The organism is Flagellimonas oceani, from assembly GCF_011068285.1.
Taxonomy (GTDB): domain Bacteria; phylum Bacteroidota; class Bacteroidia; order Flavobacteriales; family Flavobacteriaceae; genus Flagellimonas; species Flagellimonas oceani.
In genome coordinates, this window is sequence record NZ_CP049616.1 from 3,251,287 (window position 1) to 3,271,562 (window position 20,276).

Sequence of the window (20,276 nt, forward strand, 5' to 3'; positions counted from 1 at the left end):
ACAAAGCATAGAAAAATGCCAGTTTGAAATGACAAGCTGGCATTTTTGTTTTACAGAATGTCAGTTTTTGTGCATTGGCACAATTTCTGTCACTTATCTTCAAGAATTTTTAAAACAAACACCTAAAAATTAAAATATGGCTAAAATTAATATCAAACCATTGGCAGACAGGGTTTTGATCGAGCCGCTACAGGCCGAGACCAAAACTGCCTCCGGTATCATCATCCCGGACAACGCAAAAGAAAAACCGCAAAAAGGAACCGTTGTGGCCGTTGGACCTGGAACCAAGGACGAAAAAGTGACCGTTAAAGTAGGTGATACCGTTCTTTATGGAAAATATGCCGGTACCGAGCTTAAGTTCGATGGCACCGACTATTTGATGATGCGCGAAAGCGATATTTTGGCAATTGTATAACTAAAAATCAACTAGAAAGAAATGGCAAAAGATATTAAGTTTGACATAGATGCACGTGACGGACTGAAAAGAGGCGTTGACAAGTTGGCCGAGGCAGTAAAAGTGACCTTGGGACCAAAAGGTAGAAACGTTATCATCAGCAAATCATTTGGAGCACCACAAGTAACCAAAGATGGTGTATCTGTAGCAAAAGAAATCGAATTGGAAGACGCACTGGAAGATATGGGTGCGCAAATGGTGAAGGAAGTTGCTTCCAAAACCAACGATCAAGCCGGTGATGGTACCACTACCGCCACCGTATTGGCACAGGCCATCGTAAAAGAAGGTCTTAAAAACGTTGCTGCCGGAGCAAATCCAATGGATTTGAAACGCGGTATCGACAAAGCTGTTGAAGCTTTGGTGGCCGATTTGGAAAAACAGGCCAAAAAAGTGGGCAATGACTCTGATAAGATCAAACAAGTTGCCTCTATTTCCGCCAACAACGACGACGCTATCGGTGATTTGATCGCCAAAGCATTCGCCAAAGTTGGAAAAGAGGGCGTAATCACTGTGGAAGAAGCCAAAGGTACCGATACTTACGTTGACGTAGTGGAAGGTATGCAGTTCGACAGAGGATACCTTTCCCCTTACTTTGTGACCGACACGGATAAAATGATCGCCGATTTGGAGAATCCTTACATTCTTCTTTTCGACAAGAAAATTTCGAACCTTCAGGAAATCCTTCCTATCCTTGAGCCGGTAGCACAATCAGGAAGACCTCTTTTGATCATTGCCGAAGACGTAGAGGGCCAAGCCTTGGCTACATTGGTAGTGAATAAATTGAGAGGTGGGCTTAAGATTGCCGCTGTAAAAGCTCCAGGTTTCGGTGACAGAAGAAAAGCTATGTTGGAAGACATTGCTATCTTGACCGGTGGTACCGTAATCTCTGAAGAAAGAGGTTTCTCTTTGGAAAATGCTTCTTTGGATATGTTGGGTACTGCTGAGACCGTGACCATCGATAAGGACAACACAACTATCGTGAACGGTAGCGGAAATGCTTCCGACATCAAAGCGAGAGTGAACCAGATTAAAGCTCAAATCGAGACTACGACATCTGATTATGATAAAGAAAAACTTCAGGAACGTTTGGCCAAATTGGCCGGTGGTGTTGCCGTACTTTACGTAGGTGCAGCTTCTGAAGTAGAAATGAAAGAGAAAAAAGACCGTGTGGACGATGCCTTGCACGCAACCCGTGCCGCTGTTGAAGAAGGTATTGTTGCCGGTGGTGGCGTTGCCTTGGTAAGAGCGAAAAAAGTGCTTGAAAAATTGGCAACCGACTCTTTGGACGAAACAACAGGTGTACAGATCGTGGCCAAGGCCATCGAAGCTCCTTTGCGAACCATCGTGGAGAATGCAGGTGGCGAAGGTTCCGTAGTCATCGCCAAAGTACTTGAAGGTAAAAAAGACTTTGGTTATGATGCCAAGTCCGACCAATATGTGGATATGCTTAAAACAGGAATCATTGATCCTAAAAAAGTGACCCGTATTGCCTTGGAGAACGCAGCTTCTGTTTCAGGAATGATCTTGACCACAGAATGTGCATTGACCGACATTAAGGAAGATGCCCCATCAATGCCTCCAATGGGAGGTGGCGGCGGCATGCCAGGCATGATGTAACAAACAATCTTATTCGGATTAAAAATAGGAACGCCCCGATTTGCATCGGGGCGTTTTCTTTTCTCTTAAGTTTGTAAGGCTCTCCGTGAGAACCAAGACCACAAGTTACTTCTTCTTACCAGTAGCTTGGGCAGTCTTCTTTGCAGCTGGTTTTACAGCTTTTGCAGGAGATGACTTTCCGTTTGACTTTGCTTGTTTCATCAGTCAATAAATTAAAAACTGAAGTAAATGTATTTCAGATTTGAATCCGTAGATTTTATTTGGCTAAAAATTAACTAAAATAAAAAACGTTCATCTCAAAACAGAAAAAGCATAAGCAGCGCCATCACCAACATAATGGCATTTTCGATAAAAGTAGCCTCGGTCATGGGCAGGTTCAGAGCTGTCCCCAAACAGGCACAACGGATGCTCTTTTTATCCAGCAGGGACTTGGTGACCCCATACGTGGTAATACCCAAAATAACAATGGTTAAAATCAAAGCCAAGGGTATTTGGAACCTCATCAAAAAAAGCAAGCCCAGGGCAAGTTCCAAAAATGGATAGATCTTACCATAAACTGGAACTGCTTTGGCCAATGGATCGTACATGCTAAAACTTTGCGGAAAACCTTTCAAATCCAAAAATTTAAAAAAGCTGAACACGATATAAAAAAGCCCCATAAAATCCAGCATTGCACTGGCATAATCCCAGTCACGGTAATTCAACAGCAAAGCTGCGGCAAATAAATACCCGAATATCAAAAAAAGAGGTTTCAACTGTTCAAATTTTGATTTTTCAGCAGGTACGTTTGCCTGCACACGATGCTCTTCCTTGGTCCCGATGGTATATTTTTCGGAAAGCGCTGCTTTTAATTTTTCCAAGGAGATGTGCTGGGACATGGTTATGTTTGCTTCCGCCTTTTCCAAGTTTACCTGCACATCTTGCACTCCATCCACTTTGGCCAGTTGCTCCTCCACTGAAGAAGCACAACCGCCACAAGTCATTCCCTCTATGGAATATGTATGTTGCATTAGCGATTGTCCTTTTTGTGGTTGGCGCTATCATCTGTATTGTCCTCTCTGTATTTACAACACGGATGCACGGCATCGTAGGCTTCTTGGGTAGCTTTTAGCTCTTTGGTATCATGTCCTACTGCTGCAATGGCCGATTTAATTTCCATTGAATTGGTCTTCCCTTCATCCATAACCAAGGACAATTGATGGGTAGGAATGTCCCAAGTCGCATATTTAACGCCCGTTACACCCAAAGCGGCTTTCTCGATGCGCATTTTGCACATTTCGCATTTGCCATCCACCTCAAAGGTCATTTTTTTGTTTTTGTCCTGTGCCATTCCCACTACGGAAACGAACATAACTGCGAGTATTGCTATTCTTTTTATCATCATATGAATTTTTAATAAGTTAAATTTTAAATCTAAAGCCCATATAGAGCATTCTTCCGAAAATTGGTGCGTATACAATGGTCGTATCAAAATAATCGCCAAACGGGTCATCCGCGCCCAAAACGGCGTTATATTGTCTAAAATTAGTCAAATTCTCCCCTCCAACATAAACTTCGAACTTGTTGGAGAACACTTTGGTAATCTGGGTGTTCATCAAACTATAGCCATCTGCAAAGTCCCCCAATCGATATTCGGCAGGGTTGGCAGCAGTGCTCGGCAATCGCTGTTCCCCCAATAGATTGAAGGTATAATCGAATCGCCATTGGGCACCATTTTCTTTGGGCTCCGTATTGTACCCGATGTTGGTGAAAAAACGATGCTTGGCCTGCAAAGGCTTTTGGAGCAATCCGGTTTGATATTCCGTTTTTACATCGTAAAATTTATAGGCGGTGCGTACTTCCACATTGGGCAGGACCCTATGATTCAGTTCCACCTGCAAGCTGTTGGCATAACTATCCCCATCCAAATTGGAAAACACAACTTCCCGAGGATTTTCCCAATCCACCACAATTTGATTTTCGAAATCGGTGCGGTAAAAATCAACACTGAAATCACCAGGTCTATCAAACAACTTAAACTTTTGAATAAAACTGACCCCATAATTTACCGCTTTTTCTGCATCGAAACCATAAATGTTTCCTCCGTTGCCATTTAATTGTATGGTCCTGGAAGAAGCAAACATCCGTTGGTTTTCAGCAAAAATATTGGCCGCTCTCCTACCCAATCCAAAAGAGCCACGGAAACTTCCGTTTTCCCAAGGGGTATAGCGAAGGTGCAATCGAGGAGTGAAGAAATTACCCAAACGATTGTGGGTATCGAAACGGGCACCTGCGGTAAGACTCAACTTCTCCAAATTGGTGTAACTATATTCAAAAAATGCTCCTGCCGACCTGTCCGACCTCGTAAAGATGGTTCCATTGACCAACTCATCGTAACCGTCATAGGCAAAGGATATCCCTGTCTTGAACTTATGTTTGGTATTCCCTATGATCGAATTGAACAAAAGGTTGGAATAGACGCTTTCGTGATCAATATCATAGGTGTTGAACCCAAAGTACGAATCTTGCGCATGATGACTGTAGGATGCCTGAAAACCAAAACTCTGGAACGGTAAATCGGGGAATACATAGCCAAGTTTCACAGAACCATCAAACCGTTCCGTGTCGATTTCACTCCCCCAAGCATTGGTGGTAAATTTATCTGTTTCCGGGTTGAAGCCTGTCTCTCCCACTTGCTTTTCATCATTCAAATAGCGTACGTTGAAAAAACTGACCCATCCGGTTTCAGGGTTTTGATATTGCCAACGGTTCATTATATTTACCTGATTGGACAAAGGCATATCCAAAAAATTGTCGTCGTTGTTGTCCACTTCGGAATCCCTGCGGTTCCCGTGAACAAATAGACCCGTGCTCCATTTATCGGACAGCTTAGTATTTAAATGGGTGTTCAACTCCAACCTCCCGTTGAGATTTGCGTAACCATTCACAAAAATGGGCGCATCGGTGAGCGGCTTTTGAAGCTCCGTATTGATTTGTCCCGAGATACTTTCGTAGCCATTAACGACACTCCCGGCCCCTTTTGTAATCTGAATGCTCTCCACCCAAGTGCCCGGGGTAAACGTAAGCCCAAAGGCCTGCGATGCCCCACGCACCATAGGAATGTTCTCTTGTGTGATCAACAGATAGGGACTGGTAAGCCCGAGCATTTCGATTTGCTTGGTCCCCGTTAAAGCATCATTGAAATTAACGTCGATGGCCGGGTTGGTCTCAAAACTTTCCGAAAGGTTGCAGCAAGCCGCCTTCAAAAGTTCGGCACTATTTACGGTAACCACGTTTTGAGCGGAAAAAAAGGTTTTTTGAACCGCTTCTTTTTTCTGTTCCACCACGACCTCATCCAACTCGTTGGAAGGCTTTAACCAATGATGGACCATCTTGGGTTCATCAATGGTCAAGGTGTCCGATTTAAAACCAACAAAGCTGATGATCAACTTGTTGTATTCTTTGGAATAAGGTATGGAAAAAGTCCCGTCTTCTTTGGTCATGGTGCCAATTGGGGAACCTTCCCAATAAACGTTTGCTCCCGGAAGACCCAAATGTTTATTGTCGGGGTTGGATTCCATCACCATACCTTCAACGGTATCTTGGGCACTCGCCAAAAACGGAAGGCAAAATAATATGATTAAAAAATTTCGCATTGAAATGATAATTTGAATTAGAATTATTTAAATAAAAGGTGTTGCCCGAATCAAACTTGAGACGGGTTTACGGTTCTAATCCAAAAAATCAAATTAAAAAGACTTGGTCCAGAATTTGAATGTCCTTGACCAATTTGGGTGGTGGATATTGTTCGTGCGGAACAGGAAGTTCATCCAACGGAACAAAAAGCTCAACATAGGATTTGGTAAAAGCCACCAAAAACAGTTGATGCTCCAAATCCAAATCAGACCAGCTAAGATTGAGTTCATCCTGCCCTTGCATTGTAAAGGATTCATCCTCACAGCAACTTTTCCTCAAATCTTCATTTTCCATCAATGCCAATCCTGCTTTCATACCACAATCTTCGGCATGGGCAAAAAAGGAGATATCCATTACGCGACCCATACAAAAATGCTTGTCAACCGTCCACGAAACTGTGGAGGCCAGGACCAAAAGGGCCATCAAAAAGGATAGTATTTGATGAAAAATCCGTTTCATTGAACAGCAAAATTACAAAATATCAAGTTGAAGGGCCGGGCTTAACATAAATTTATTCTTTTCGTGCTGTAAGTTTGATTTCTTTTGTCGAACAAAATCCCGATTCAATACCTTTGCAAAAAAAATTATCTCATGTTAAAATCATTGGAACCCAAGATACTTGAAATCGTAGAAAACGACCGCAAATCAGTGGACACCCGTTTGGGCGAAATCTGCGAGCTTTTGCGAAGCAATGTCGAATATTACGATTGGGTCGGGTTTTATTTTAAAAATGGTGACAAGGAAGAGTTGAAATTGGGGCCCTACGCCGGTGCTCCCACCGACCATACCATTATCCCATTCGGCAAAGGTATTTGCGGTCAGGTTGCCGTAAGCAATCAGAATTTTGTGGTGCCCGATGTGGCCGCCCAGGACAATTACATTGCTTGCAGCATTACCGTAAAAGCAGAGATCGTGGTTCCTTTGTTCATCAATGGGGAAAATGTGGGTCAAATCGATATCGATTCCAATACGCCCGATCCATTTACCGAAGAGGATGAACGTTTTTTGGAATTCATCAACCAAAAAGTGGCGGAGATCCTGTAAAACTTCTCCCATTTTGTTGATAACCCGTACTGCTTTTTAGTCACAAATAAAGTACTTTTGTGCCCTTAATAAATTGATTTTAAGACACAGAAGATGACTGCTAAAAAAGCCTCTGCCGCGTTAATTTCCGTATTTCATAAAGATGGACTGGAACCCATCGTGAAAAAATTAGACGAACTAGGTGTAACCCTCTATTCCACAGGGGGAACCGAAAAATTTATCCGTGATTTGGGCATCGATGTCGTCCCCGTGGAAGATGTGACCAGCTACCCATCTATTTTGGGCGGCCGCGTAAAAACATTGCACCCCAAGGTTTTTGGAGGAATTTTGAACAGGCAGGACAATGATAGCGATGTGTCCCAAATGAAGGAATTCGATATTCCGCAGTTGGACATTGTGATCGTGGACCTATATCCATTTGAAAAAACCGTTGCCAGCGGCGCATCGGAACAAGATATTATCGAGAAAATCGATATCGGCGGCATTTCCCTGATCAGGGCTGCTGCCAAAAACTTCAAGGATGTGCTCTGTGTATCGTCCATGGAAGATTACGAGGACTTTTTGAACGTGATTTCGGAAGGAAACGGAACCACGACCATGGAAGACCGCAAACGTTTTGCCACAAAAGCCTTCAATATTTCATCACATTACGATACGGCCATCTTCAACTACTTCAATCAGAACCATGAAGAAGCTGTTTTAAAAATCAGCGAGACCAAAGGTCAGGTGTTGCGCTACGGGGAAAACCCACACCAAAGAGGATTCTTCTTCGGCGATTTTGATGCGATGTTCTCCAAATTGCACGGGAAAGAGCTATCATACAATAACCTTTTGGATGTGGATGCTGCCGTAAATTTGATGGGTGAATTTAAAAACGACGACCCAACCTTTGCCATATTAAAACACAATAATGCTTGTGGTTTGGCCACCCGAAGCACTATCCATCAAGCGTATGTGGATGCTTTGGCGGGTGACCCCGTTTCGGCATTTGGCGGTATTTTGATTTCCAATGTTGAAATCGACAAGCCTACGGCAGAAGAAATTCACAAACTGTTCTGCGAAGTGGTCATTGCTCCGAGCTATTCCGATGAAGCGTTGGAAATCCTGAAAGGCAAAAAGAACAGAATCATTTTGATCCAAAACGAAACCGCTTTGCCGGATACTTTGGTCAGAACTTGCTTGAACGGTGTTTTGGTTCAGGACAAAGATTTTAAAACTGACAGCAAAGAAGACCTCAACCCCGTAACGGACAAAAAGCCGACTTCAGCGGAAATTGAAGATTTGATTTTTGCCTCCAAATTGTGCAAGCACACCAAAAGCAATACCATTGTTTTGGCCAAGAACAAGCAATTGTGCGCCAGTGGAACTGGGCAAACCTCACGTGTGGATGCCTTGAACCAAGCAATTCATAAAGCAAAGTCTTTCGAATTTGACTTGGAAGGTGCCGTAATGGCCAGCGATGCCTTCTTCCCCTTCCCCGATTGCGTGGAGATTGCGGACAAAGCGGGCATTAAAAGTGTGATTCAGCCAGGAGGTTCCATCAAGGACCAATTGAGCATTGATTATTGCAATGAAAACGGATTGGCGATGGTGATGACAGGTACTCGACATTTTAAACATTAATTTTAGTACTTTAGCCGTTAAATTTTACCGTTAATCCGAAAAACACACGATTTGTATGGGATTTTTTGATTTCATGACCGAGGAGATAGCCATCGACCTTGGTACTGCAAACACCCTGATCATCCACTTGGACAAAGTGGTGGTTGACAGTCCTTCCATTGTGGCAAGAGACCGTATATCAGGGAAAATAATCGCGGTGGGCCGCGAAGCCAATATGATGCAGGGGAAGACCCATGAAAACATCAAAACCATCCGACCGTTGAAAGATGGGGTAATCGCCGATTTTGATGCTTCGGAAAAGATGATCAGCATGTTCATCAAAAATATTCCGGCACTCAAGAAAAAGTGGTTCCCACCCGCCCTTCGCATGGTCATTTGTATTCCATCTGGGATCACAGAAGTGGAAATGCGTGCGGTGCGTGAGTCCGCGGAACGCGTAAACGGCAAAGAAGTATATCTTATTCACGAGCCTATGGCCGCGGCCATTGGTATCGGTTTGGATATTATGCAGCCGAAAGGAAACATGATCGTGGACATAGGTGGGGGTACTACGGAGATTGCCGTAATTGCTCTTGGCGGTATTGTTTGTGACAAATCCGTAAAAATTGCGGGTGATGTGTTCACGAACGACATTATTTATTATATGCGTACCCAGCACAACTTGTACGTGGGCGAGAGTACTGCGGAGGCCATCAAAATAGAGATTGGTTCGGCCACCGAGGATTTGAAATCCCCTCCAGATGATAAATCCATTCAGGGCCGTGATCTTTTGACGGGAAAACCAAAACAGGTGCAAGTTTCTTACCGCGAGATCGCAAAAGCTTTGGACAAAAGTATTTTACGGGTGGAAGACGCCGTTATGGAAACCCTATCGCAAACTCCTCCAGAGTTGGCTGCCGATATTTACAACACCGGTATTTATTTGGCCGGTGGTGGTTCCATGCTTCGAGGGTTGGACAGAAGGCTTTCCCAAAAAACCGATTTGCCCGTATATATTGCCGAAGATCCTTTGAGGGCAGTAGTTCGAGGTACAGGTATTGCGCTTAAAAACTTGGAACGCTATAAAAGTATTTTAATAAAATAGTGCTGTAATCCTTGCAGTTCCATTACCTTCAAGGAGTTGAAAAACCTTCTTAACGTTACGATTGCATGCAACGCATCATCAATTTTGTTTTACGCTATCGAAATGCATTTTTGTATGTGTTTTTTGCGTTTATCGCCTTGGTGATGACGATTCGGTCGCATTCCTACCACCAATCCAAATTTTTTAACTCCTCCCGATGGGTCTCTGGAAGTATTTATGGTGCCGGTTCCGATGTCTCCTCCTATTTTAGCCTGCAAGAAGAAAACCAACGATTGGTGGAGGAAAATCAACGATTACGGAAAATGCTCTTCAACAGCCAATATGATAGCATTAAGCCCTTGGATTCCACCCTTGCGGTCTACCAAGTTCTGGATGCGAAGCTCATCAAGAACAGTTTTACCTCCCCCAGAAATTATGTTTTGATCGACAAAGGGGAAAAAGACGGAGTGCATCAAGATATGGGCGTGATCACCACAGATGGTATTTTGGGCATTGTGGAAAATGTTTCCAACAAATTTGCCACGGTACAGAGCGTACTCAACACCAAATCCAACATAAACGCAAAAATAAAGGGTACCGAATATTTTGGTTCCTTGATCTGGGACACTAAAAATTATAAGGTGGTACAGCTCATAGACATACCCCGCTTGGTGCCATTGGTCGTGGGCGATACCATCGTAACGGGAGGCATGTCCAGTATTTTTCCAGAAAACGTGCCGATTGGAACCATTAAAAAATACGACCTGAACGCATCCAAAAGCTTTTACAATATTGATGTGGAACTTTTTTCGGACATGGCCAACATTAAAAATGTGTACTTGATCGAGAACAAGGACAAAGAGGAAATCGAGGAACTAGAATCCAGAACCATAGAATGAACAACACCTTGATCATAAATATTTTACGTTTTGTGTTGTTGGTCATCACACAGGTATTGATCTTCAACAACCTGAATTTTTTAGGTTTTATCAATCCGTTCGTGTATGTCGTTTTCTTTTATTGGTATCCCATCAAAGGAAACAGGGCCATTTTTATGCTCACGGCTTTTTTATTGGGGTTGGCCATCGATATTTTTTCCGATACACTTGCCCTAAATGCTTTGGCATCGGTGACCATCGCCTACGCCCGTCCGGCCATTATGCGTTTTTGTTTTGGCGTGAACTACGATTTTCAAAGTTTTAGCTTTAAGAACACCACCAAAGTACAGCGGATTACCTTTATGGCCATGCTCGTATTTTTTCATCATTTGATATTCTTTTCGTTTGAAATTTTAAGTATCGCCCATATCCTGTTAATTTTGAAAAAAGTTTTTGCCATAGGCACCGTAACTTTACTACTTTGTGTATTGTTCAGTTCACTTTTTAGTCCAAAAAGCGAATAAAAACGTACTTTTTATCGTTGGGATATAAATGAAACCCAAGAATTTAGGTTGATCATGAAGAAATTATTGCTTTCATCCGTTGTCGTGCTCATAGGGTTTACCTTTATTGGTAGGTTATCCTATTTACAATTGTTCCGTTTTTCGCCCGATCAAATACTGGATGATCCTGCCATAAAAAAAGTGTACGACTATCCTGAAAGGGGTTACATTTATGATCGCAATGGCAAGCTCTTGGTGGGCAATCAACCTGCATACGATGTTATGGTGATTCCCCGTGAGGTTAAACCATTGGACACTTTGGAGTTTTGTGGCCTACTGGGCATTGAAAAGGAGGAATTCATTTCCAAAATGGAGAAAGCAAGGATCTACTCCCCAAGATTGCCATCTGTTTTGGTGCCCCAGCTTTCCAAAGAGGATTACGCGAAGCTTCAAGAAAAAATGCGCCACTTTAATGGCTTTTATATTCAAAAACGTTCCTTGCGTTACTACAACACCAAAAGTGCGGCCAATGTGCTTGGCTACATTAGCGAGGTCAACGAATGGGACCTTAAGAACAACCCGTATTACGTTGCCGGTGAATTAAAGGGGCGAACAGGAATCGAACAGCAATACGAAGAAATCCTGAGAGGACAAAAAGGGGTAAAGCATATTCAAAAAGACCGTTTTAACAGGGACATTGGACCTTACAAAGATGGTAAGTTGGATACATTGCCCAAACAAGGGAAGGAAATTCAGATTACCTTGGACAAGACCCTCCAAGAGTACGGCGAAAAATTGATGCATGGAAAACGCGGGGGCATTGTGGCCATCGAGCCCAAAACGGGCGAGATACTCACCATGATATCCGGACCAACCTACGACCCCGCGCTGTTGGTAGGGAGGGAACGCTCCAAAAATTACAGCAAGTTACATTACGACACCATATCCAAGCCCACTTGGGACCGTTCCATTTTGGCACAGCCTTCACCAGGGTCTCCTTTCAAAACCCTAAACGCATTGGTGGGTCTTCAAGAAGGCGTGATCAATACCGATACAAAATTTAAATGCTACCACGGTTTTTATGTAGGCAACACGCTCAGGGGATGTCACTGCGGTGGAGGTGTAAGGGATTTGAACTCCGGGATTTACCAATCCTGCAACGCCTATTTTGCTGGGGTTTTCAGGCGGATTTTTGATAAATACGAAACCACCGACGAAGGTATGGAGATGTGGGAAAAACATATGAAAAGTTTTGGCTTGGGTGGTTTTCTGGGCACCGATCTTCCCACAGGGGCCCCGGGCAGAATACCAGATGTAGCTTATTACGACAAATGGTATGGAGACGGTAGATGGGCCGCTTCTACCATTATTTCCAATTCTATTGGACAAGGTGAAATTGCCGCCACCCCTTTACAATTGGCCAATATGACCGCCGCCATTGCCAACCGCGGATATTTTTATACCCCGCATGTAATTAAAAGTATCGGGAACAATGGAAAAATTGACCCTAGATACACCGAACCAAGATATACCACTATCGACAGAAAACATTTTGACCCGGTAATTGAGGGAATGGCCAATGTATACAACTATGGAACCGCCAGATGGGTAAAAATTCCAGGTATTGATATCGCAGGAAAAACAGGTACAGTGGAAAATTATGTCCGGGTCGATGGAGAGCGTATGCAGTTGACGGACCATTCTGTTTTTGTCGCTTTCGCCCCTGTTGAAAATCCACAAATTGCTTTGGCCGTTTATATTGAAAATGGATATTACGGAGCACGCTATGCTGGACATATCGCTTCACTTTTGATCGAAAAATATATAAAAGGGGAGATTACAAGAACAGATCTGGAAAAACGCATGCTGGAAAAAACATTGGAACACGAGTACGCCAAACCATACAGCGGGGAACCATTCAAGATAAACGAGTATGTCTGGTAAAGGGCCGTTTGGCAGGTTGGATTGGATTACCGTAATCCTCTATGCGCTTTTGGTTTTTATTGGCTGGGTCAATATTTATTCCACTTCGGTAGGGGAGACCAACACTTCGATATTCGATTTTTCTACCCTGTACGGAAAACAGTTTTTTTTTATCGGTCTTGCCGCATTGGGCATCATATTCGTGCTTTTTGTGGAATCCCAGTTTTTTGAACGATTTGCCTCTATTTTCTATTTGGTATCCATTGTGCTCTTATTGGGTTTATTTGTATTTGGAAAAACCATTGCAGGTGCAACCTCGTGGTACGACCTTGGTTTTTTTAACCTTCAGCCCTCGGAACTGGCAAAAGTGGGCGCTGCATTGGCCTTGGCCAAATTTTTGAGCGACATCCAAACCGATATACGCACCCGCAAGCACCAATTGTACGCATTGGTCATCATCCTATTGCCCGCTTTATTGATATTGCCACAGCCCGACCCCGGAAGCTCGCTCATTTATTTTTCACTGTTCTTTGTGCTCTTTAGGGAAGGATTTCCCATATATTATTTGGGAATCCTCATCTTTGCCGTGGTACTGTTTGCCACTACTTTAATGTTTGGTACGGTCTGGGTCGCAATTGGATTGATCATCCTCACCTTACTGGTCTATACCTTTAAAAAAGCTTCCGTCAAGATTCCCTTACTTCCGGTTATGGGGGTCATTGCAATTTCCATACTGTTTTCCCTATCTGTAAATTTTGTGTTCGAAAACGTTTTTGAACAACGCCACAGAGACCGTTTTGCCCTTTGGTTGAGCCTGGAAAAGGATGAGGATAAATTGGACGAGATCCGTAAAACGATCGGTTACAATACTTACCAGTCCGAAAAGGCCATTGAATCCGGTGGATTTACGGGAAAAGGGTTTTTGGAAGGCACACGGACCAAGGGAGATTTTGTTCCAGAGCAGCACACCGATTACATTTTTAGTTCGGTTGGCGAAGAATGGGGATTTTTGGGAACTTCGACGGTTATCCTGTTGTTCTCGCTGTTCTTTTTACGCTTGATTTATATTGCGGAACGGCAAAAAAGCGACTTTAGCCGCATGTACGGCTATGGTGTAATATCCATTTTGGTGTTCCACTACTTCATCAATATTGGAATGGTGATCGGTCTCTTGCCCACCATTGGCGTTCCCCTGCCCTTTTTTAGTTATGGTGGTTCCGGTTTGATTTTCTTCACGATGTTGTTGTTCATCTTCCTAAAACTGGACTCCAACAGATTGAAGGACGGTATTTAGAACTTCCAACCCCCCGCATTCACCTTGGACTCTATCTTTGATTGCCAAGCCTTGGACTGTTTTTCAAAAAAATCGATTCCGGTTCTTTCTTCAACCTCATCAACAGGCACTAAAAAATCCTCTAAAGGCTGTTGGCTCTCCTTGGCCGGAATCAAAAATGCAATCACCTTTGCATTATCGCCAGAGCCTTTCATCACAATTTTATAGTAAGCCCGCGGCACATCCACATCCTCATCCCCTATCTCCGGTAGGCCATCTTCCAGAACGCCACCGGTAACAACAAAGAGCTCCCCATTTCTTTTGCACCAATAGCGCACCTGTTGCTCCAAACGGTTCCAGATGCCCGCATTGAAATATTTATCCTGTGGACTAATATTGCTCGTGTAAAAGGTCTCGTTATAGGCCTGTTCGGAAAACCGTCGATCACCGGCAGGCAGCAAATGTCCCCTGTCATATCCGGACCCGCGATAATTTCTCCAATCGGCAGATTTTGTGCTCACCTTGGGGTCTTCAATAAAATAAGGCCGTTTCCTATCATCATAGGTCAAATGTTCCCGTTTTAGAGTGTATGCCACCCATTCGGCCTGCTCGTGGGGTTCGCTATAAGAGAGAACATAATAACTGTGCCCGACTATTTCCCCTGTCGTGGAACTCGGCAAAAAATTGGCCTCAACCCTCTTACTGTTCGACCCGTCGGGCCCGGAATAGGTTGCTGGGGTATAAAAGTTATTGAACAACCAAAAGCCAACGATGCAAACAAACATCAGAACTGCATATAGGGTCTTGTTCCTCATCCATCATACTATTTGATTTGATGGGTCAATTTTGCAAATAATAACCTCTTAAAAAAATAAAACCCCCATGGAATACATTTTTTATTGGTAAGATAGAAAAACCTTCATTGAAGTGATTTAGTTAAAAAAAAAGCCAACCTATTTTAGGTTGGCTTTTATAACTTGTTATGACATTGGCTATCCTTTATTTACACTGGCCAATTTATCATCTTCTTTTTTAATATTGTTTTTGTGAAGGTCCTTAAGAACGTTTACGGCCTCTTCCACATAAATGTCGCGGGCCAGGTCCTTGTGCCATCTGTCTCTTTTTTCGCGAAGCACAGAATCTTGGGTGAACAAATCCTTCTCATATTGCAAAGAGCTAAACGTAAGTTTGGAATCGTAATCCTTTAGGCTTTTGAACTTTTCCGCACGCTTTTTGGCTTCTTTTTCCTTGCTTACATAAGCATCGTAGTTGAGCGAAATGGTATTTTCATCCTGTTGTTCCTTCAACCATTTGGCATTTTCCTCAATGAGTTTAATCTGTTCACTGTTGGCCATGCGCTCCTTGCTCTTTTTCACGGCATCATCAAAATCAATGTAACCGTCCCAAACTTTATAGTCGGCAGCGGTGATCTTATCCCAGCCCAGCGGGTTTTGCTGATCTCGTTCGCCCAAATCGATATAACTGTACCTGTCCGGAACAACGATATCGCTTTTTACACCTTCCAATTGGGTGGAGCCTCCATTGATTCTGTAAAACTTTTGCGTGGTCAATTTAATGGCACCCAAGTCGCCATGCTGATTTCCCCTGACTATTCCATCCAAAGGAATTACATTTTGCACGGTTCCTTTTCCGAAAGTTTGCTTACTACCGATGATTACGGCTCTTTTATAATCTTGCATGGCAGCTGCCAAGATTTCCGATGCGGATGCGGACAGTTCGTTCACCAGGATTACCAATGGCCCATCCCACTGAATGCGCTCGTCCTTGTCCTCATGTACTTCTTTACGTTCACCGGCAGACCTTACCTGGACAATGGGTCCGTCCTTAATGAACAATCCGGCCATTTCCACAACCGTTTTCAGGGAACCTCCTCCGTTGTCGCGCAAATCCAGAATAATTCCTTCTGCACCAGCAGCTTTAAGTCGCTCCAGTTCTTTGGCAACATCCGTTGCTGCATTTCTTTCACTATAATCTTCAAAGTCCACATAGAACTTTGGAAGGTTTATCAATCCAAATTTTTGATTTTGTGCATCAATCGTGGCCGATTTTGCATAGGACTCTTCCAGTTCCACTACATCTCTGGTGATGGAAACTGTTTCAATGGTACCATCTACTTTCCTAACGGTAAGGTCCACAACAGTACCTTCGGGGCCTTTGATCAATTTGATGGCATCTTCCAAGCGCATTCCCACAATATTGATGGGCTCTTCACCTTCTTGTCCAACTTTAAGGATTTGATCGCCGACCTCGAGGCTCTGATCTCTCCAAACGGGTCCACCGGAAATAATTTCCACGATTTTCGCTCCTTCGGGCTTTTTCTGCAACCTGGCGCCGATACCTTCAAATTTACCGGACATTCCAATATCAAACTTTTCCTTTTCCTCTGGTGCAAAGTAGAATGTGTGGGGATCAAACTCCTCTACAATGGTGTTCAAGTACTGTACAAACCAATCTTTGCGCTCCAGGTCGTCTACAAAATCAAAAAACTCGTCCAAAGTGTTCTTGGTCACTTCTCTGGCTTCTTCTTCCGTAAGTTGTTTATCTATGGAACTCGGGATTTCGTTGAAGGCGTAGGCGACATCGTCATCCAAACCTGCTTCCGAATCGGCAATCTGGTTATCTACTTTATTGTCAAAAACATTGAGTGTATTGTATTTTAATTGCTTTCTCCAACGTTCCTTGAGTTCCTTTTTGCTGGAAGCGAATTGTTGTTTGTCATAATCGATTTCAATGGTCTCGTCGATGCTGTAATCGAAAGGCTGGGAAAGTACTTCGGTGTAAATTTCCTTTGCCTCTTGCATACGTACCATTAATCGCTGGTATACCGTATTGAAAAATTCAATATCGGTATTCCTCATTTCATCATCGATCATAAAACGGTACTTCTCGAATTCCTTGATGTCGCTTTCCAAAAAGTAACGCTTGGTCGGGTCAATGACTTCTATAAAATCATCAAAAACATTTGAACTGAAACTATCGTTGATGTCTTTGGGCTCATAATGCCCCCTTTCCAAAACATAGGAAATCAATTCCAATAAAAATTTATCCTTGTCATCGTTATCGAAAGACTTATTGGTAAAGCTGCAGGAAGCAACTGCGACAAGAATAACCAAAAGCGCCAAAATAAAATTCTTTTTCATAGTGTGATTTTTCTAGAGCGAAACAATCTGACCTCATACTGTCAAATCTTCATTATGTCACCCATCGTTTCTACTTGTATGAATTCTCTAAGATACAGAAAAAACCGTGCCAGTCCCGACAGCCGGATTTAATTTTTTGTTAAACGGCCAAGTCTCCATATCCTAATGAAAAACGTATTTTTATGCCTAAAATTATCCACCATGGAAAAACCGCTTATTTTGGTCACCAATGACGACGGCATAACGGCACCTGGCCTTAGGGCATTGATACGCACCATGAAGGAGCTCGGGGATGTGGTCGTGGTGGCGCCCGACAGCCCGCAAAGTGGAATGGGACATGCCATTACCGTGGACAGCACCTTGTTTTCCAAGAAGGTAGTGGTGGACCATAAAGAAGGTGCGCCGAGCGAATATAGTTGTAGCGGAACACCGGTCGATTGTGTAAAATTGGCACTCCGTGTAATTTTGGACCGCAAACCTGACATTTGCGTGAGCGGTATCAACCATGGATCCAATTCCTCCATAAACGTGATATATTCGGGAACCATGAGCGCTGCCATCGAGGCAGGAATCGAAGGTATTCCCGCCATCGGTTTTTCATTGTGCGACTATTCTTGGGATGCCAATTTTGAGCCAGCTTTGGGTTCCGTAAAAAAAATCGTGTCCGAGGCTTTGGCCAACGGAATACCCAAGGGAACCGTGCTAAACGTTAATATCCCAAAAACCAAGGAACAGCCCAAGGGCGTAAAAATTTGCAGGCAGGCCAGAGGTAATTGGAAAGAGGAATTCGATAAGCGGACCAGTCCTTCCGGAAAAGATTACTACTGGCTTACCGGAGAATTTGAACTTTTGGACAAAGGCGAGGATACCGATGAGTGGGCATTGGCGCAAGGCTATATTTCGGTAGTTCCCACCCAATTCGACCTTACCGCGCACCACGCCATACCACGAATAAACAACTGGAACTTAAATGAACAATAGAAAAGAAATCATCATCGGTTTTATAGTGGGGATCATAGCAAACACCTTTGGGACGCTGCTATACATCCTGCTATTTTCCGATCTGGGCATCGTAGAAACATTTAATGCCGCGATAGAACAAGGGCATATTGGCAGTTTGCTGGCCTTGGGTGCCATTCTAAATTTGGTGGCCTTTTTTGGTTTTCTACGGATCAAAAGAGACCAACGCGCAAAAGGAGTAATGTTGGCAACGCTTGTCACTGCATTGGTAATCCTTTTATATAAAGTGATGTCGTAACATCTAAAACACAAACAAAAGGCAAGTTTAAAATTAAACGGTTTTCGATAAAATCACTTTTGAACTTGGGTTTTGAGTTAGAACTTGACACTGTAGAATGAAATATTACATCATAGCTGGTGAAGCATCGGGAGACCTGCACGGTTCCAATTTGATAAAGGCCCTAAAAAAAGAGGATGCCTCAGCACAAATCCGTTGCTGGGGCGGCGATTTGATGCAGCAAGCCGGCGGCGAATTGGCCAAACATTACAAGGATATGGCCTTTATGGGTTTTCTGGAGGTGCTGATGAACATTCCCACCATATTTAAGAATATTTCCTATTGTAAAGAGGATATTCAAAAGTTCAACCCCGATCAGATTATTTTTATCGATTTCTCCGGCTTCAACCTGCGGATTGCCAAATGGGCCAAGGAGCAGGGCTTTAAGACCAACTATTATATTTCACCTCAAATTTGGGCATCAAGAGAAAGTAGAATCGAAAAAATAAAACGGGATATCGACAACATGTATGTCATCCTGCCTTTTGAAAAGGATTTTTACGAGAAAAAACACGGTTTTCCTGTACAGTTTGTTGGTCACCCCTTGATTGATGCCATAGAAAACACACCGCTTCAGGATAATGACACGTTCCGAAAAGAAAATGGACTGGACCCTGACAAACCCATTATCGCCTTGCTGCCCGGGAGCAGAAAACAAGAGGTTCAAAAAATGTTGGAGGTGATGCTTTCCGTAAAAAAGGATTTTTCCGATTACCAATTCGTAATTGCGGGAGCGCCTAGCCTTCCCGATGCGTTTTACGCACCTTTCCTAAAAGGCGACAAAGTGGAGTATGTTTCGAATAAAACCTACACGCTTTTAAAGCATTCCCATGCCGCCATGGTCACCAGCGGGACGGCAACTTTGGAAACCGCTCTTTTTGGCATCCCCCAAGTGGTGTGCTACAAAGGAAATTGGATTTCCTATCAAATCGCGAAGCGCATCATCACGTTGGATTACATTTCCCTGGTGAACCTCATCATGAAAAGGGAAGTTGTAAAAGAGCTCATCCAAAACGATTTGACCACAAAAAACCTAAAAACCGAGTTATCAAAAATTGTGGCCGGAAGCGAGCGGGAGCGCATGCTATCCGACTATAAATCGTTGAAAGAAAAATTGGGCGGAAAAGGTGCCAGTGAAATGACTGCTCGATTAATTGTGAAAAATGCGTAGTTTTATCTTCCAAGAATGTAAATCTATTCTTGGATGTTACGAAAAACCATAATCTTACTATTGTTTTTTGCCATCACCGCATGCGGCCCGGGCAAAAAGCGACGTACCTACAGCAAGACCCGAACCGTTACGGTAGAGGGGTCCACAAACGACACTTCCCCTGAACGCTTACCCAAACCCAAAAAAGAGGGGCGTAAAAATGACAAGGCCGATGCCATTGTTTCCACTGCAATGACCTATTCCGGAACCCGGTACAAGTACGGGGGAACCACCAAAAAAGGAATGGACTGCTCCGGATTGGTCTATGTTTCATTAAAAGAAAACGACATTTTGTTTCCGCGTACCTCCTACCAAATGGCATTGGAAGGTCAAAAGATAAGGGTGGGCGACATTGAAAAAGGCGATTTGTTGTTTTTTCAGACCAGCAAAACGGGCAGGCGCATCAATCATGTTGGATTGGTGGTCGATGTCAACGGTCGGGACATTAAGTTTATTCACTCCACAACCTCTAGAGGAGTGCTGGTATCCTCTTTACGGGAAGGGTATTGGAACAGCGCCTTTGTAAAGGCCATGCGCATCCTATAAAGTGCGCCA

At 43.4% G+C, this 20,276-nt stretch carries 19 protein-coding genes; 13 read left to right on the plus strand and 6 right to left on the minus strand.

Features of this window, described 5'->3' with window-relative positions:
• Positions 1–136 precede the first annotated feature (136 nt).
• Together GVT53_RS14735 and groL are read left to right on the plus strand one after the other, a co-directional pair.
• The gene (locus GVT53_RS14735; protein WP_108246930.1) at positions 137–415 is read left to right on the plus strand and encodes a co-chaperone GroES; all 279 of its coding nucleotides are present in this window, start codon (positions 137–139) and stop codon (positions 413–415) included.
• Between the two features lie 21 nt (positions 416–436).
• The gene (gene groL, locus GVT53_RS14740; RefSeq protein ID WP_166249261.1) at positions 437–2,071 is read left to right on the plus strand and encodes a chaperonin GroEL; all 1,635 of its coding nucleotides are present in this window, start codon (positions 437–439) and stop codon (positions 2,069–2,071) included.
• A 296-nt stretch (positions 2,072–2,367) separates the two neighbouring features.
• On the opposite strand, the gene GVT53_RS14745 is transcribed toward groL, so the two are convergent.
• The 4 genes from GVT53_RS14745 to GVT53_RS14760 form a co-directional block, all read right to left on the minus strand.
• Complete coding sequence (locus tag GVT53_RS14745; protein WP_166249262.1) at positions 2,368–3,081, minus strand: heavy-metal-associated domain-containing protein; 714 nt, start codon at positions 3,079–3,081, stop codon at positions 2,368–2,370.
• Positions 3,081–3,455, minus strand: a complete 375-nt coding sequence (locus GVT53_RS14750) for a heavy-metal-associated domain-containing protein (protein ID WP_417940657.1) — start codon at positions 3,453–3,455, stop codon at positions 3,081–3,083. The genes GVT53_RS14745 and GVT53_RS14750 overlap by 1 nt, the downstream gene beginning before the upstream one ends.
• A 16-nt stretch (positions 3,456–3,471) precedes the next feature.
• A complete protein-coding gene (locus GVT53_RS14755; RefSeq protein WP_166249263.1) occupies positions 3,472–5,706 on the minus strand; it encodes a TonB-dependent receptor in 2,235 nt (744 codons plus the stop codon).
• Positions 5,707–5,794: 88 nt separating this feature from the next.
• Entirely contained in the window at positions 5,795–6,205 is a 411-nt protein-coding gene (locus GVT53_RS14760; protein WP_240905036.1) for an HYC_CC_PP family protein, read from the minus strand.
• Between the two features lie 132 nt (positions 6,206–6,337).
• Here GVT53_RS14760 and GVT53_RS14765 point away from each other — a divergent pair, with 132 nt between their 5' ends.
• From GVT53_RS14765 to rodA, 7 genes are all read left to right on the plus strand, one after another.
• Positions 6,338–6,790 carry a GAF domain-containing protein gene (locus GVT53_RS14765; RefSeq protein ID WP_166249264.1) on the plus strand — a complete coding sequence of 151 codons (453 nt, stop codon included), beginning with the start codon at positions 6,338–6,340 and terminating at the stop codon, positions 6,788–6,790.
• Between the two features lie 93 nt (positions 6,791–6,883).
• Positions 6,884–8,413, plus strand: coding sequence for a bifunctional phosphoribosylaminoimidazolecarboxamide formyltransferase/IMP cyclohydrolase (purH, locus tag GVT53_RS14770; RefSeq protein ID WP_166249265.1), 1,530 nt, complete (start codon positions 6,884–6,886; stop codon positions 8,411–8,413).
• 55 nt (positions 8,414–8,468) lie between these two features.
• Positions 8,469–9,497: a rod shape-determining protein gene (locus tag GVT53_RS14775; protein WP_166249266.1), complete on the plus strand. Its 1,029-nt coding sequence runs from the start codon at positions 8,469–8,471 to the stop codon at positions 9,495–9,497.
• Positions 9,498–9,562: 65 nt separating this feature from the next.
• Positions 9,563–10,375 carry a rod shape-determining protein MreC gene (mreC, locus tag GVT53_RS14780; RefSeq protein ID WP_166249267.1) on the plus strand — a complete coding sequence of 271 codons (813 nt, stop codon included), beginning with the start codon at positions 9,563–9,565 and terminating at the stop codon, positions 10,373–10,375.
• Entirely contained in the window at positions 10,372–10,878 is a 507-nt protein-coding gene (locus tag GVT53_RS14785; RefSeq protein ID WP_166249268.1) for a rod shape-determining protein MreD, read from the plus strand. Before mreC ends, GVT53_RS14785 begins: the two co-directional genes overlap by 4 nt.
• A gap of 54 nt (positions 10,879–10,932) precedes the next feature.
• Entirely contained in the window at positions 10,933–12,801 is a 1,869-nt protein-coding gene (locus GVT53_RS14790; RefSeq protein WP_166249269.1) for a peptidoglycan D,D-transpeptidase FtsI family protein, read from the plus strand.
• Positions 12,791–14,074 carry a rod shape-determining protein RodA gene (gene rodA, locus GVT53_RS14795; protein ID WP_166249270.1) on the plus strand — a complete coding sequence of 428 codons (1,284 nt, stop codon included), beginning with the start codon at positions 12,791–12,793 and terminating at the stop codon, positions 14,072–14,074. Before GVT53_RS14790 ends, rodA begins: the two co-directional genes overlap by 11 nt.
• Here the strand turns inward: rodA and GVT53_RS14800 are convergent.
• Entirely contained in the window at positions 14,071–14,868 is a 798-nt protein-coding gene (locus GVT53_RS14800) for a DNA/RNA non-specific endonuclease (protein WP_166249271.1), read from the minus strand. The two genes, rodA and GVT53_RS14800, sit on opposite strands and share 4 nt — an antisense overlap.
• A gap of 177 nt (positions 14,869–15,045) precedes the next feature.
• Positions 15,046–17,214 carry a carboxy terminal-processing peptidase gene (locus GVT53_RS14805; protein WP_166249272.1) on the minus strand — a complete coding sequence of 723 codons (2,169 nt, stop codon included), beginning with the start codon at positions 17,212–17,214 and terminating at the stop codon, positions 15,046–15,048.
• A 201-nt stretch (positions 17,215–17,415) separates the two neighbouring features.
• Here GVT53_RS14805 and surE point away from each other — a divergent pair, with 201 nt between their 5' ends.
• The 4 genes from surE (at position 17,416) to GVT53_RS14825 (ending at position 20,267) form a co-directional block, all read left to right on the plus strand.
• Complete coding sequence (gene surE / locus GVT53_RS14810; protein WP_166249273.1) at positions 17,416–18,195, plus strand: 5'/3'-nucleotidase SurE; 780 nt, start codon at positions 17,416–17,418, stop codon at positions 18,193–18,195.
• A complete protein-coding gene (locus GVT53_RS14815) occupies positions 18,185–18,472 on the plus strand; it encodes a hypothetical protein (RefSeq protein WP_166249274.1) in 288 nt (95 codons plus the stop codon). The genes surE and GVT53_RS14815 overlap by 11 nt, the downstream gene beginning before the upstream one ends.
• A 97-nt stretch (positions 18,473–18,569) precedes the next feature.
• Positions 18,570–19,682, plus strand: coding sequence for a lipid-A-disaccharide synthase (gene lpxB, locus GVT53_RS14820; protein ID WP_166249275.1), 1,113 nt, complete (start codon positions 18,570–18,572; stop codon positions 19,680–19,682).
• Between the two features lie 33 nt (positions 19,683–19,715).
• Entirely contained in the window at positions 19,716–20,267 is a 552-nt protein-coding gene (locus GVT53_RS14825; RefSeq protein WP_166249276.1) for a C40 family peptidase, read from the plus strand.
• Positions 20,268–20,276: the final 9 nt, after the last annotated feature.

Coding starts and splice junctions, on each gene's coding strand:
- GVT53_RS14735 (WP_108246930.1), top strand. CDS start 137: ATGGCTAAAATTAATATCAAACCATTGGCAGACAGGGTTTTGATCGAG.
- groL (WP_166249261.1), top strand. CDS start 437: ATGGCAAAAGATATTAAGTTTGACATAGATGCACGTGACGGACTGAAA.
- GVT53_RS14745 (WP_166249262.1), bottom strand. CDS start 3,081: ATGCAACATACATATTCCATAGAGGGAATGACTTGTGGCGGTTGTGCT.
- GVT53_RS14750 (WP_417940657.1), bottom strand. CDS start 3,455: ATGATGATAAAAAGAATAGCAATACTCGCAGTTATGTTCGTTTCCGTA.
- GVT53_RS14755 (WP_166249263.1), bottom strand. CDS start 5,706: ATGCGAAATTTTTTAATCATATTATTTTGCCTTCCGTTTTTGGCGAGT.
- GVT53_RS14760 (WP_240905036.1), bottom strand. CDS start 6,205: ATGAAACGGATTTTTCATCAAATACTATCCTTTTTGATGGCCCTTTTG.
- GVT53_RS14765 (WP_166249264.1), top strand. CDS start 6,338: ATGTTAAAATCATTGGAACCCAAGATACTTGAAATCGTAGAAAACGAC.
- purH (WP_166249265.1), top strand. CDS start 6,884: ATGACTGCTAAAAAAGCCTCTGCCGCGTTAATTTCCGTATTTCATAAA.
- GVT53_RS14775 (WP_166249266.1), top strand. CDS start 8,469: ATGGGATTTTTTGATTTCATGACCGAGGAGATAGCCATCGACCTTGGT.
- mreC (WP_166249267.1), top strand. CDS start 9,563: ATGCAACGCATCATCAATTTTGTTTTACGCTATCGAAATGCATTTTTG.
- GVT53_RS14785 (WP_166249268.1), top strand. CDS start 10,372: ATGAACAACACCTTGATCATAAATATTTTACGTTTTGTGTTGTTGGTC.
- GVT53_RS14790 (WP_166249269.1), top strand. CDS start 10,933: ATGAAGAAATTATTGCTTTCATCCGTTGTCGTGCTCATAGGGTTTACC.
- rodA (WP_166249270.1), top strand. CDS start 12,791: ATGTCTGGTAAAGGGCCGTTTGGCAGGTTGGATTGGATTACCGTAATC.
- GVT53_RS14800 (WP_166249271.1), bottom strand. CDS start 14,868: ATGAGGAACAAGACCCTATATGCAGTTCTGATGTTTGTTTGCATCGTT.
- GVT53_RS14805 (WP_166249272.1), bottom strand. CDS start 17,214: ATGAAAAAGAATTTTATTTTGGCGCTTTTGGTTATTCTTGTCGCAGTT.
- surE (WP_166249273.1), top strand. CDS start 17,416: ATGGAAAAACCGCTTATTTTGGTCACCAATGACGACGGCATAACGGCA.
- GVT53_RS14815 (WP_166249274.1), top strand. CDS start 18,185: ATGAACAATAGAAAAGAAATCATCATCGGTTTTATAGTGGGGATCATA.
- lpxB (WP_166249275.1), top strand. CDS start 18,570: ATGAAATATTACATCATAGCTGGTGAAGCATCGGGAGACCTGCACGGT.
- GVT53_RS14825 (WP_166249276.1), top strand. CDS start 19,716: ATGTTACGAAAAACCATAATCTTACTATTGTTTTTTGCCATCACCGCA.